The organism is Rathayibacter sp. PhB179 (assembly GCF_004345345.1).
GTDB classification, from domain to species: Bacteria; Actinomycetota; Actinomycetes; order Actinomycetales; family Microbacteriaceae; genus Rathayibacter; species Rathayibacter festucae.
The window spans coordinates 115,222-127,841 of record NZ_SLVD01000001.1 but is presented as its reverse complement, the minus strand read 5'-3'; the positions used below and the strand labels follow the sequence as shown (position 1 = coordinate 127,841).

Genomic DNA, 12,620 nt, shown 5'->3' with positions numbered 1-12,620 from the left:
CGTGCCGGCTCAGGGCAGGGTGAGCACCAGCTCGTCGCCGTCGCGCTCGACGCCCGCGTCGGAGTAGTGCGGGATCCGCGGGAGCCCGCGGGTGGTCTCGGACTCGTGCGCGCCGACGACGACGACGCGCATGCCGGCGGCGAGACCCGCGAGGATCCCGGCCTCGGCGTCCTCGAAGACGACCGCGTCGGCCGGGTCGACCCCGAGGAGCCCGGCGGCGGCGAGGTAGCCGTCGGGGGCCGGCTTGCCGTGCACGACGTCGTCGGCGGTGACGACGGCCGCGGGGGAGGGGACGCCCGCGGCGGCGAGGCGACCGGCGGCCAGCGCGGGGCTCGCCGAGGTGACCAGCGCGACGCGGTCGCGGGGAAGCGCGGCAAGGAAGGCGACGGCGCCGGGGATCTCGACCGTGCCCTCCGTGTGCTCGAGCTCGTAGGCGTTCAGCTCGTCGACGATCCCCGCGACGTCGCTGCCCGCGGGGGCGAAGCGGCGGACGCTGTCCTCCGCGCGGACCCCGTGCACGGCGCCCAGGACGACGGCGGGGTCGAGGGCGAAGCGCTCCGCGAAGGAGCGCCAGATCGTCTCCACGATCGCGGTGGAGTCGACGAGGGTGCCGTCCATGTCGAAGAGCAGGGCGCGGGCGCGGAGGAGGTGCGGCATCCGTCCATCCTGGCGGAGGTGGGCGCACGGCGTCCGCTCAGGCGCGGCAGAGGCCGCGGCAAGGCCGCGTCCAGGTGCGACCGGGGATCGCGGCGATACGCTCGTCTCCGATGGCGGGCAGAGCGCCCGAAGGGGAGCGGAGGACGCGATGACGGACGACCAGGGCGGCAACGAGCACGGCGACGACCGGAACGGCGAGCAGGAGCGGGGCGCTGCCTCGGCCTCCGGACCGCGCGCCGGCTGGTACCCGGATCCCGCGGGCTCACCGCGCCAGCGCTGGTGGGACGGCCAGGGCTGGACCGACTCGCTGCGCGACGCCCCCGCCGCGGCTCCCGCCGCCCCGACCCCTCCCGCTGCCCCGACCCCTCCCGCTGCGCAGGGCGCACCGCAGCCGCCCGCGTCGCCGCAGCCGCCGATCGTGCCGCCCGTCGCCGGCCCCGCCTACGGCGAGACCTCGAGCGGCCAGGCCACGAGCTACGGCCAGTCGGCGTCCGGTCAGTCGGCTCCGGAGCGCGAGATCCCGCAGCAGCCGCGGTACGGCGAGCAGACGCCGCAGCAGCCGTACGCTCAGCAGCCCCAGTACGGCCAGCAGCCCCAGCACGGCCAGCAGCCGCCGCAGGAGTACAGCCAGCAGTACCCGCAGCAGTACGGCCAGCAGCCCGGCCAGCAGTACGGCCAGCAGCCCGCCTACGCCGGCCGCCCCGCGCCGCAGCCGCGCGACCCGAGCATCGTCACCAGCACCCCGTGGATCTGGGTCGTCGTGCTCCTGCCGCTGCTGTCGGCGCTGTCGATCTTCCTGCTCTCGCCGGGGGCCATCGCCGACTCGGCGGTCTCGTCGACCTACGGACCGCGAGCCTCGATGGGGATGTCGACCGCCTACCTCGTCGGGCTCGGCGCCGTGCAGGTCGTCGGCTTCCTGATCTACGCGGCCGAGGTCGTCTTCGCGTTCCTCGACTACCGGCAGCTGAAGAAGGCCGGCGTGCAGCGCCCGTTCCACTGGGCCTGGGCGTTCCTCGCCGCTCCGTACGTCTACGTGATCGGGCGCAGCGTCGTCGTGAAGCGCGTGACCGGCGGCGGCCTGCTCCCGCTGTGGATCTTCCTCGGCGTGGTGGCGGTCTCCTTCATCATCGCGATCGGCTGGACCGCGGCGCTGTTCTCGGAGATGATGCAGACGTTCCCGAGCTCGGGACTCTGATCCTTCGCGGGACTCTCGCCCGCTGAGATCCGCGAGACCGGGGGAGGCCCACTGTGATCAACGGCGACGTGTCGTTCTGGTGGGCCTCCCTCGGTCGTTCCACGCCTCGGGCCGCCCTGCCCGGTCCGCTCGACGTCGACGTCTGCATCGTCGGCGCCGGCTACACCGGCCTGTGGACGGCGTACTCGCTCGCGAAGGCCGACCCGTCGCTGCGGATCGCGATCCTCGAGCAGCGCTTCGCCGGCTTCGGCGCCTCCGGTCGCAACGGCGGCTGGCTGACCAACGAGATCACCGGCGGCGTCGCCTCCTACGCCCGCTCGCACGGGGCGCAGGCGGTCGACCGCTTCCAGCTCGCGATGAACGAGACGGTCGACGAGGTGATCGAGGCCGCGGCCGCCGAGGGGATCGACGCCGACATCGTCAAGGGCGGCGAGTTCCAGGTGGCGCGCGGCGAGGCGCAGCGGGCCCGGCTCCTGGCCACTGCGGCGGCGGCCCGTGCCCGCGCGCACACCGACGTCGAGCTGCTCGACGAGCGGGAGACGGCCGCGCGGATCGCGGTCAGCGGCGCGTCGGCCGGCCTCTGGCACCCGCACTGCGCGCGCCTGCACCCCGCGAAGCTCGCGGCCGGACTCGCCCGCACGGTCGAGGCGCTGGGCGTGCGGATCTTCGAGGACACCCGGGTGGAGGAGATCCGACCCGGCGCGGCCGTCACACCCCGCGGGGTCGTCCGTGCGCCGATCGTGCTGCGCGCGACCGAGGGCTTCACCGCCGGGCTCTCCGGACACCACCGCGAGTGGCTGCCGATGAACTCGTCGCTGATCGCGACCGAGCCGCTCGCGCCCGAGGTCTGGGACGAGATCGGCTGGGCCGGTCGCGAGACCCTCGGCGACGCGGCGCACGCCTACATGTACGCGCAGCGGACGGCCGACGACCGCATCGCGATCGGCGGGCGGGGCGTGCCCTACCGCTTCGGCTCCCGGATCGACCGCGACGGGGCGACCGATCCGCGCACGGTCGGCCGGCTGCGCGAGATCCTCGAGCGGTTCTTCCCGGTGCTGCGCGGCGTCGGGATCGAGCACGTCTGGTCCGGCGTGCTCGGCGTGCCCCGCGACTGGCACGCGACCGTCGGGCTCGACCGCGCCACCGGCCTCGGCTGGGCGGGCGGCTTCGTCGGCACCGGTGTCACGGCGACGAACCTCGCCGGGCGCACGCTGCGCGACCTCGTGCTCGGCGAGAGCACGCCGCTCACCGAGCTGCCGTGGGTGGGCCACCGGGTGCGGCCGTGGGAGCCGGAGCCGCTGCGCTGGCTGGCGGTCACGTCGCTCTACCGCGCCTACGGCCTGGCCGACGCGGCGGAGGCGCGGGGCCGGGCGACGACGTCACCGCTCGCGACGATCGCCGACGTGGTCGCGGGCCGCTCGCACTGAGGCGGGAGCGCTCTTGCTAGGCCTCGCCGCGCTGGATCAGGCGGGAGAGCACGATCGCGGAGCGGGTGTGGTCGACGTTCGGCGCGATCCTTACCTTCTCGAGGGCGAGCTCGAGGCTCGGGATGTCGCGCGAGCGGATGTGCACGATCGCGTCGGCCGAGCCGGTGACCGTGCCTGCGTCGACGACCTCGGGGACGGCCGAGAGGATGCGGCGCAGCTCGTCGGGGGCGACCGTGCCGCGGCAGAACAGCTCGACGTAGGCCTCGGTGGCCATGCCGTCGACGGCGGGGTCGACCTTGATCGTGAAGCCGCGGATGACGCCGTCGGCCACCAGCCGGTCGACGCGGCGCTTGACGGCGGACGCGGACAGCCCCACGACACCGCCGATGTCGCCGTAGCCCGCGCGGGCGTTCTGGCGCAGCAGATCGAGGATCTTCCGATCGATGTTGTCCATGCGTCGAGCCTAGGGGCGGGGTCGGAGCCGCGCCGGGCATCCGCGCGATCACGGCGGGTCCGCGCCTGATCACGGCGGGTCTGGATACGCCCTGCGGGGCTGCTCGACCAGCACGAAAGGCGCGCCGGCGCGCACGAGCGCCACATCATGCTGATCGGGCGGGCCGCGGAGCGGACCGCTCCATGCTGATCGAGTAGCCCGCGGAGCGGGCGTATCGAGATCCGCCCGCGTCAGACGGACGAGTCTGCAGACCCGCCCTGCTGAGGGCGGCGGGTCTCGATGCGCCCCGGCGGGGCTGCTCGACCACCATGACTCGGCGCGGGGGAGGGAAGGGTAGCCTTGCCTTCTGCCGAGCGAGGAGAGGGGGGCGCCGCATGCCCGCCTTCCTCGACGAGCTGGGGTTCGTGGAACTGCTCGCGGCGCTGTTCGTCATCGTGCTGGTGCGGGCGCAGGCGACGTACTGGGTCGCGCGGGCGGTCGTCACCGGGGCGGCCTCGCGGCGGTGGGGGCAGCGGCTGGAGTCCCCGGCGCTGAAGCGCGCGTCGGCACTGCTCGCCCGCTACGGGGCGCCCGCGGTCACCGTGAGCTTCCTCACCGTCGGTCTCCAGACGATGATCAACGCGGCGGCCGGAGCGGCCCGCATGCGCTTCGGCGTCTACCTGCTCGCGATGCTGCCGGGCTGCGCGGCCTGGGCGCTGATCTACGCGACGGTCGGCTTCGCCGTGCTCTGGGCGGTGATCGGCGCCGCGGCCGGCTCGCCGCTCGGCGTCGCGGTCCTCGTCGCGCTCGCGGCCGCGGTCGTGACGGGGATCGTGCTCCTCCGCCGGCGCCGCATCGCCCGCTGAGAACGCTCACTCACCAGCACGGGCACAGCACTGGCGGAAACACCTCGCTCGGCTATATAGTTGCACTCGGTCAATAGTTGACCGCCGTCAACTAATACCGCCGCACCGTCACCGGTGCCGCCTCGTGAACAAGGAGCCGTATGTCCCGCGCAGAGCGCACGCGCACTCGAGAAGAGCGCGCCACCCCCGTCAGCCCCGACGGGTCCATGTCGCACCGCCAGGTGCTCGAGTCCCTCAGCGGCCTGCTGCTGGGCATGTTCGTCTCGATCCTCGCGGGCACGGTCGTGTCGACCTCGCTGCCGCTGATCATCTCGGACCTCAAGGGCGACCAGAACGCCTACACCTGGGTCGTCACCGCGACTCTGCTCGCGACCACCGTCTCCACCCCGCTCTGGGGCAAGTTCGCCGACCTCTTCAACCGCAAGCTGCTCATCCAGCTCGCGCTCGCGATCTTCGTGATCGGCTCGGCCGCGGCCGGCTTCTCGCAGGACACGAACATGCTGATCGTGTTCCGCGTCTTCCAGGGCCTCGGCGCCGGCGGACTCGCCGCGCTGAGCCAGATCATCATGGCCGACATCATCAGCCCCCGGGAGCGCGGCAAGTACGCCGGCCTCTTCGGCGGCGTGATGGCGATCGGCACCGTCGGCGGCCCGCTGCTGGGCGGCGTCGTCACCGACGCGTTCGGCTGGCGCTGGAACTTCTTCATCGCGCTGCCCGTCGCGATCGTCGCGATCATCCTGCTCCAGGTGACGCTGCGCCTCCCCGCGCACCCCAAGCGCACCGTCAAGATCGACTACCTCGGCGCGGTCCTCATCGCCGGCGGCGTCTCGCTGCTGCTGATCTGGGTCTCGCTGGCCGGCAAGAACTTCGAGTGGGCCTCCTGGGAGACCGCGGTCATGGTCGGCGGCTCCGTCGTGCTGCTGGTCGCCGCGGTGATCACCGAGCTCACCGTCGCTGAGCCGATCATCCCGATGGGGATGTTCAAGAACCGCACCTTCAGCCTCGCCGTCGTGGCGAGCATCTCGGTCGGCGTCTCGATGTTCGGTGTCGCGGTCTTCCTCGCGCAGTACATGCAGCTCTCGCGCGGTGCCACGCCGACCCAGTCGGGTCTGCTGACGATCCCGATGATGGCCGGACTGCTGATCGCGTCCACCATCTTCGGCGGGATCATCTCGCGCACCGGCAAGTGGAAGGCGATCATGGTGACCGGCGGCGTGCTCGCGGTCGTCGGCACCTTCCTCCTCAGCACCCTGCGCTACGACACGAACCTCGTGCTGGTGGGCGTCTTCATGGCGATCCTCGGCGCGGGCCTGGGCATGCTGATGCAGAACCTGGTGCTCGTCGTGCAGAACTCGATCGACATCAAGAACCTCGGCGTCGCGACCAGCGCGGTCACCTTCTTCCGCAGCCTCGGCGGCACCGTGGGCGTCTCGGTGCTGGGCTCGATGCTCGGCACGGTGATCGCCGACCACATCAAGACCGGCATCGCCGGCCTCGCGCCGGCCGACCAGGCGATCGCCGCCCAGGCGCTCGGCAGCGGCACGATCCCGCAGGTCAACACGCTCCCGGACGCCGTGCGCGTCGTGGTCGAGAGCGCCTACGGCATCGGCGTCGGCGACGTCTTCCTCTACAGCATCCCGCTCGCGGTCATCACGCTGATCGCGGTCCTGCTGCTGCCGAACGCGCCGCTCGGCACGATGAACGCCGTGCAGCGCAAGACGGAGCCCTCGGGCGTCGTCGCCGGCGCGGAGGACGCGCTGATCGCCGCCTCCGACGGCCAGGCGGGCCTGCGCCCGGTCGGGCAGAGCGTCCGGAGCGACAGCGCGGTGCACGCGGAGGAGCGCATCCACGTCGACCGCGTCGCTGTCGACATCGCCCACGACGACAGCGCTCACGACGACAGCGCGCACGGCCGCCACGCGGCTCCCGTCGCTCACGCCCGGCACGCCGCGACCACCACCGGCGCGATCGACGTGGCCGAGCGCCCCTGATGACCGCCGCACCGGCCGTCCCGACCGCCGCCCCGGCGAGCGCGCTGCTCCAGGTCGAGGAGCAGATCACCGCGCTCGCCGTGCAGGTCCGGACGGCCGTGCGCGACGCGGCGGCGAGCATCGACCCCGGGCTGCCGCCGTTCGGGCTGCGGCTGCTCCGGATGCTGGAGCGCTGCGGTCCCGTGCACTCGAGCGTCGCGGCCGAGCGCCTCGGCGTGGACCGCAGCGTGATCAGCCGGCAGATCCGCCAGCTCTGCGCGCTGGAGCTGGTGGAGACCGCCGCCGATCCGGCCGACGGCCGCGCCCGCTTCCTCACGCTCACCGAGCACGGCCGCGAGCGGATGGGCGACCTGGGCGGTCAGCAGCGCCAGCGGATGCAGGAGGCCCTGAGCAGCTGGCCCGAGGCCGACCTGCTCGCCTTCGCCGGCTACCTCGAGCGGCTCACGACCGCGGACTGACCGCGGTCGGCCCGTCGGCGGGCGCCCCCACCAGCGCCGCCACGTGCACGACGAAGGCGCGGCGGCGCTCGCGGGTGCCGTCGCCCCCGCGCTGCGCGAACGGCGTCAGGTGCCAGATCTCGCAGAGCCCGAGCAGGGCGATGAAGAGGTCCTCCGCCGACCAGCTCGCGTCGACCGTCCCGTCTCGCTGCCACTCCTGCACGCGGGCCTCGGGAGCCGGGATGCCGCCGAGGCGCTCGCCGGCCTCCTCCCAGACGCCGCCGCCCTCGAGGCGCGCCCAGGTGAGCAGGCGGAGGAACTCGGGGCGGTCCCAGACGTGGTCGAACATCCGGCCGGCGAGGTCCGGCAGGTCGTCCGCCTCGGCGAGCAGCGTCGCGTCGAGCGCCTCCAGGGCGCCGACCACGGTCGCGACGAACAGGCCGCGCTTGCCGCCGTAGTAGGCGTAGAGCCGCTCCTTGTTCAGGCCGGCCGCGGCGGCGACGCGGTCGACGCGCGCTCCGGCGAAGCCGTGCTCGGCGAACTCGGCCGTCGCGGCGCGGAGGATGCGCTCGCGGGCGGGGACCGCCGCATCGTGCTCGATCTTCTTCTCGCTCACGCTTACACCTCCGGGCGCTCGAACTGTACACTCGTCGATGCCCAACCAACCAGTTGGGGTGGTTCAGCCCCAGAGACGCGGCTCGGATCCGGACCCGCCGGTCCCGCTCCCTCCGCTTCGAAAGGCTCAGCAATGCCCGCGCCCTCCTCCTCCCGCCGCTGGTGGGTCCTCGTGATCCTCGCGATGACCCAGCTCGTCGTCGTCCTCGACGGCACGATCGTCACCATCGCCCTGCCCGCCGCGCAGGCCGACCTCGGCCTCACCGACGTCGAGCGCCAGTGGGTCGTCACCGCCTACGCGCTCGCCTTCGGCGCCCTCCTCCTGCTCGGCGGCCGCATCGCCGACTACACGGGCCGCAAGCGCACATACCTCATCGGCATGGTCGGCTTCGGCGCGGCCTCGGCCTGGGGCGGCGTCGCCTCCTCCGGCACCGAGCTGATCGCCGCCCGCGGTCTGCAGGGCGCCTTCGCCGCGCTGCTCGCCCCGGCCGCCCTCGCGCTGCTCACCGTCTCCTTCCCGGGCGGGCGCGAGCGCAACACCGCCTTCGCGGTCTTCGGCGCGGTCGCCGGAGCGGGCGCCGCGGTCGGCCTCGTCCTCGGCGGTCTGCTCACCGAGTTCGCCGACTGGCGCTGGTGCCTCCTGGTCAACGTCCCCGTCGTGCTGATCGGCGTCGTCGCCGGCGCCCTGCTGGTGACCGAGAGCCGTGCCGAGGGCCGCAACCGCTTCGACATCGCCGGCACGATCACCGTCGCGCTCGGCCTCGCGAGCCTCGTCTACGGCTTCACGCTCGCCGAGCAGGGCTGGCTCCGCGTCGACACCCTCGGCTTCCTGCTCGCCGGTGTCCTGCTGCTCGCGGTCTTCGTCCGCATCCAGGCCCGCTCCGACCACCCCCTGCTCCCGCTGCGCATCGTCACCGACCGCATCCGCGGCGGCGCGTTCCTGATCCAGGCGATCGTCGGCAGCGTCATGATCGGCTCGACCCTCTACCTCACGCTGCACCTGCAGCTCGTGCTCGGCCTCGCGCCGCTCGAGGCCGGCCTCGCCAACCTCCCGATGACCGTCACGATCATGATCGTCGCGGGCATCGCCACCAAGCTGCTGCCGACTGTCGGGCCGCGCCTGCTGATGATCGTCGGCCCGCTGATCGCGGCCGCCGGCCTGCTCTACCTCAGCCGCATCACCGCGGACGGCTCCTACCTCGTGCAGGTGCTGCCCGGCCTGATCCTGCTCGGCGTCGGCATGGCGATGATCTTCGTGCCGGTGCAGAACGTGGCGCTGACCGGGATCGCCGGCCACGACGCCGGTGCCGCCGGAGCGACCGCCAACGCCGCGATGCAGATCGGCGGCTCGATCGGCCTCTCCGTCTTCACCACGCTCTACGCGGTAGTGGCGGGGGAGCAGTCCTCGCCGGTCGCCTTCGTCGACGGCTACTCCGCGGTGTTCGTCGCGGCGGCCGTCGGGCTGGTGCTCGCCGCGGTCATCGCGTTCACGATGATCCGGATCAAGAAGGAGCAGTTCCTCGCGCAGGCACCGCGGGAGGCCGTCGCGCACCTCGGCTGATTAGGCTGGAGAGGACATGCGCGCCCTCACCGACCAGCAGATCCGCGACTCCTTCGTGAACGCCTCACGCAAGGAGGTCGCGGATCTCTCGCTCCCCGCCGGCTTCGACGACCTCGACTGGGAGTCGTTCGACCATCTCGGCTGGCGCGACAGGAAGATCGGCCGCCGCGCCTACGTCGTCGTGCCGCTCGAGGACCGGCTCGTGGGCGTCCTGCTCCGCCAGGCCGACGCGAACCCGCGCTCGCGGGCGCAGTGCTCCTGGTGCCGCGACATCCGGCTGCCCAACGACGTGGTCTTCTTCGGCGCGAAGAAGGCCGGCCCGGCCGGGCGCGCGGGCGACACTCTCGGCACGCTGGTCTGCGCGGACTTCCAGTGCTCGGCCAACGTCCGCACCCGGCCCTCGGTCGCCTACATCGGCTTCGACGTCGAGGCGGCGAAGGCCGAGCGGATCGCGACCCTGCGCGTGAAGACGACCGGCTTCGTCCGCGAGGTGCTCGGCGAGAGCTGAGCCGCCGCCGCCGCCGTCTCAGCGTCGCCGGCTCAGCGCCGCGTCGACGCGCGGACGTGCATCCGCTCGCCCTGGCGCCCGAACAGGCTGAGGAACTCGACCTGCTGCTCGTCGGCCCGGCCGAACCAGTGCGGCACTCGGGTGTCGAACTCCGCGGCCTCGCCCGCCGGCAGGACGATGTCGTGCTCGCCGAGGCGCAGCCGGAGCCGGCCGCTCAGCACGTAGAGCCACTCGAAGCCCTCGTGCGTGCGCTGTTGCTCCGGTGCGGGGATCGGTCCGGCGGGGATCGTCGTCTTGAAGGCCTGCAGGGCGCCGGCGTCGCGGCTGAGCGGCTGGATCCGCATCCCGTGCCGGGTGAACGGCCGGCCGTGCACGCGCGGGTCCTCGGGCGCGGCGCCGACCAGCTCGTCGAGCGGGGTGCCGAGGGCGCGCGCGATCGGGAGCAGCAGCTCGAGCGTCGCGCGCCGGCCGCCGCTCTCCAGCCGGGAGAGCGTGCTCGCGGAGATGCCGGTCTCCGCGGCGAGTGAGGCGATCGTGCGGTCGCGGCGCAGGCGGAGGTGCTTCAGCCGCGGTCCGACAGCGGCGACGATCTCGTCGTCGGAGGGAGTGTCGGAGGGAGTGTCGTGCTCGGGGTGCATGCCCCGATCCTGGCACGCGGGCCGCGCGGTCGTGCTGGAACGGCACGGATCCTCGACGGACCGCCGCCGCCGCCGGATGCTCGGGACATGACCGCTTCAGACCTCCCCGACGTCCTCATCGCCGGCGCCTCCTTCGCCGGCCTCGCCGCCGCCACCGCCCTCGGCCGCAGCCTCCGCGACGTGCTCGTCGTCGACGGCGGGCCGCCCCGCAACGCGCCCTCACCCGGCGCCCACAACGTGCTCACCCGCGACGGCACCGCGCCGGTCGAGCTCGCCCGCCTCGCCCGGACCGAGGCCGAGGGCTACGGAGTGCGCGTCGTCCCGGGGCGGATCGTGTCGGCCTCGACCGCCGACGGCGGCGTCACCGCGACCCTCGCCGACGGCACCGTGCTCCGCGCCCGCCGCCTGCTGCTCGCCAGCGGCTCCACCGACCGGCTGCCCGGGATCCCGGGGCTCGCCGAGCGCTGGGGCCGCGACGTGCTGCACTGCCCGTACTGCCACGGCTTCGAGGTGCGCGGGCGCCGGATCGCCGTGCTCGGCAGCGGCTTCTCCGGCCACCAGGCGCAGATGTTCCGGCAGCTCAGCGACCGGGTGTCGATCCTCACCAACGGCGTCTTCGCGCCGGGAGCGGAGGAGGCCGAGGGACTCGCCGCCCGCGGCATCGAGCTGATCGACGGCGCCGTCACCGAGGTCCTCGTCGAGGACGACCGCCTGGTCGGCGTCGTCGTCGACGGCCGCCGGCTCGAGCTCGACGCGCTGGTCGTCGGCCCCCGCGTCGAGGGCAACCTGCCCGACGGCCTCGGCCTCGAGCTCGTCGACCACCCCTCCGGTGCCGCCCGGCACCTCACCGTCGACCCGATGGGCCGCACCACCGCGCCGCGGGTCTTCGCCGCCGGCTCGCTGGTCGAGCCGATGTCGCAGGTGATGGCGGCGGCCGCCGACGGCCTCCGCGTCGCCGCCGCGATCAACTACGACCTCATCGAGGAGGAGATCGCCGCCGCGGTCCGCGCCACGAGGGGCTGACCGGCTCTCGGGGTCGTCGGCCGGTGAATACTGGACCGATGACCCCGCCGCGCCCCCTCGAGCAGTCCTCCAAGCTCCGCAACGTCCTCTACGAGATCCGCGGCAAGGCGCTCGTGGAGGCGTCGCGGCTGGAGAGCGAGGGGCACCGCATCCTGAAGCTCAACACCGGCAACCCGGCCGGATTCGACTTCGAGGCGCCGCACCAGATCGTCCGCGACATGATCGCCGCGATGCCCAGCGCGCACGGCTACAGCGACAGCCGCGGGATCCTCTCGGCCCGCCTCGCGGTGACCTACCGCTACGAGGAGGTCCCCGGCTTCCCGCCGGTGGACCCGGAGTGGGTGTTCCTCGGCAACGGGGTGTCCGAGCTGATCACGATGACGCTGCAGGCGCTGCTCGACGACGGCGACGAGGTGCTCATCCCGGCGCCCGACTACCCGCTCTGGACGGCGATGACGAGCCTCGCCGGCGGCACCGCGGTGCACTACCGCTGCGCGGAGGACGACGGCTGGCAGCCCGACCTCGAGGACATCCGCTCGAAGATCACGGCGCGGACGAAGGCGATCGTCGTGATCAACCCCAACAACCCGACCGGCGCCGTCTACACCCGCGAGGTGCTCGAGGGGATCGTGGCGCTCGCCGAGGAGCACTCGCTGCTGCTGCTCGCCGACGAGATCTACGACCGGATCCTCTACGACGACGCGCAGCACATCCCGCTGGCGTCGCTCGCACCGGACCAGCTCTGCCTCACCTTCAACGGCCTGTCCAAGACCTACCGCGTCGCCGGCTACCGCTCCGGCTGGCTCGCGATCACCGGGCCGCGCGAGCACGCCGCGGGGTTCCTCGAGGGGATCACCCTGCTCGCCTCGACCCGGCTCTGCCCCAACGTGCCGGGGCAGTATGCGGTGCAGGCGGCGCTCTCGGGGGTGCAGTCGATCGAGGCGCTGATCGCGCCGGGCGGGCGGCTGCGGCGCCAGCGCGACGCCGCGTGGAAGGGACTGCAGGCGATCCCCGGCGTCTCCTGCGAGCTGCCGATGGGCGCGCTCTACGCGTTCCCGCGGCTCGATCCGGAGGTGCACGAGATCCGCGACGACGGGCGGCTCGTCTACGACCTGCTGCTCGCGGAGCACATCCTGCTGGTGCCCGGCACCGGCTTCAACTGGCCGACTCCCGATCACCTGCGGATCGTGACGCTGCCGGAGGAGCGGGTGATCTCCGAGGCGATCGAGCGGCTGGGGAACTTCCTGTCGTCGTACAAGCAGTAGCCCC

General features: G+C 73.3%; 13 protein-coding genes. 9 read left to right on the top strand and 4 right to left on the bottom strand.

Going from position 1 to position 12,620, the window contains the following annotated elements; all coding sequences use genetic code 11:
- Positions 1–9: 9 nt before the first annotated feature.
- Positions 10–657 (bottom strand): HAD-IA family hydrolase, encoded by a 648-nt coding sequence (locus EDF43_RS00615; RefSeq protein WP_132434804.1) that lies wholly within the window; start codon positions 655–657, stop codon positions 10–12.
- A 148-nt stretch (positions 658–805) separates the two neighbouring features.
- Here EDF43_RS00615 and EDF43_RS00610 point away from each other — a divergent pair, with 148 nt between their 5' ends.
- Positions 806–1,852: a DUF2510 domain-containing protein gene (locus EDF43_RS00610; RefSeq protein ID WP_165908967.1), complete on the top strand. Its 1,047-nt coding sequence runs from the start codon at positions 806–808 to the stop codon at positions 1,850–1,852.
- A gap of 53 nt (positions 1,853–1,905) precedes the next feature.
- On the top strand, positions 1,906–3,279 hold the full coding sequence (locus EDF43_RS00605) for an FAD-dependent oxidoreductase (RefSeq protein ID WP_132434800.1): 1,374 nt from the start codon (positions 1,906–1,908) through the stop codon (positions 3,277–3,279).
- A 16-nt stretch (positions 3,280–3,295) separates the two neighbouring features.
- Here EDF43_RS00605 and EDF43_RS00600 read toward each other — a convergent pair whose 3' ends face one another.
- The gene (locus EDF43_RS00600; RefSeq protein ID WP_055786568.1) at positions 3,296–3,733 is read right to left on the bottom strand and encodes an Lrp/AsnC family transcriptional regulator; all 438 of its coding nucleotides are present in this window, start codon (positions 3,731–3,733) and stop codon (positions 3,296–3,298) included.
- 374 nt (positions 3,734–4,107) lie between these two features.
- Between EDF43_RS00600 and EDF43_RS00595 the strand changes: the two genes are divergently transcribed.
- From EDF43_RS00595 to EDF43_RS00585, 3 genes are all read left to right on the top strand, one after another.
- Positions 4,108–4,578 (top strand): VTT domain-containing protein, encoded by a 471-nt coding sequence (locus EDF43_RS00595; RefSeq protein WP_132434798.1) that lies wholly within the window; start codon positions 4,108–4,110, stop codon positions 4,576–4,578.
- Between the two features lie 206 nt (positions 4,579–4,784).
- Entirely contained in the window at positions 4,785–6,569 is a 1,785-nt protein-coding gene (locus EDF43_RS00590; protein ID WP_243646218.1) for an MDR family MFS transporter, read from the top strand.
- A complete protein-coding gene (locus tag EDF43_RS00585) occupies positions 6,569–7,027 on the top strand; it encodes a MarR family winged helix-turn-helix transcriptional regulator (protein WP_132434796.1) in 459 nt (152 codons plus the stop codon). The genes EDF43_RS00590 and EDF43_RS00585 overlap by 1 nt, the downstream gene beginning before the upstream one ends.
- On the opposite strand, the gene EDF43_RS00580 is transcribed toward EDF43_RS00585, so the two are convergent.
- Entirely contained in the window at positions 7,011–7,622 is a 612-nt protein-coding gene (locus EDF43_RS00580) for a TetR family transcriptional regulator (RefSeq protein WP_165908966.1), read from the bottom strand. The two genes, EDF43_RS00585 and EDF43_RS00580, sit on opposite strands and share 17 nt — an antisense overlap.
- A 132-nt stretch (positions 7,623–7,754) precedes the next feature.
- On the opposite strand from EDF43_RS00580, the gene EDF43_RS00575 reads away from it, so the two are divergent.
- On the top strand, positions 7,755–9,182 hold the full coding sequence (locus EDF43_RS00575) for an MFS transporter (protein ID WP_132434792.1): 1,428 nt from the start codon (positions 7,755–7,757) through the stop codon (positions 9,180–9,182).
- Between the two features lie 16 nt (positions 9,183–9,198).
- Positions 9,199–9,690 (top strand): FBP domain-containing protein, encoded by a 492-nt coding sequence (locus tag EDF43_RS00570; RefSeq protein ID WP_132434790.1) that lies wholly within the window; start codon positions 9,199–9,201, stop codon positions 9,688–9,690.
- A gap of 32 nt (positions 9,691–9,722) precedes the next feature.
- Here the strand turns inward: EDF43_RS00570 and EDF43_RS00565 are convergent, their stop codons facing one another.
- Positions 9,723–10,328: an XRE family transcriptional regulator gene (locus EDF43_RS00565; protein WP_132434788.1), complete on the bottom strand. Its 606-nt coding sequence runs from the start codon at positions 10,326–10,328 to the stop codon at positions 9,723–9,725.
- Between the two features lie 87 nt (positions 10,329–10,415).
- On the opposite strand from EDF43_RS00565, the gene EDF43_RS00560 reads away from it, so the two are divergent.
- The gene (locus EDF43_RS00560; RefSeq protein WP_132434786.1) at positions 10,416–11,351 is read left to right on the top strand and encodes an NAD(P)/FAD-dependent oxidoreductase; all 936 of its coding nucleotides are present in this window, start codon (positions 10,416–10,418) and stop codon (positions 11,349–11,351) included.
- Positions 11,352–11,389: 38 nt separating this feature from the next.
- Positions 11,390–12,616 carry a pyridoxal phosphate-dependent aminotransferase gene (locus EDF43_RS00555; protein ID WP_123701857.1) on the top strand — a complete coding sequence of 409 codons (1,227 nt, stop codon included), beginning with the start codon at positions 11,390–11,392 and terminating at the stop codon, positions 12,614–12,616.
- Positions 12,617–12,620: the final 4 nt, after the last annotated feature.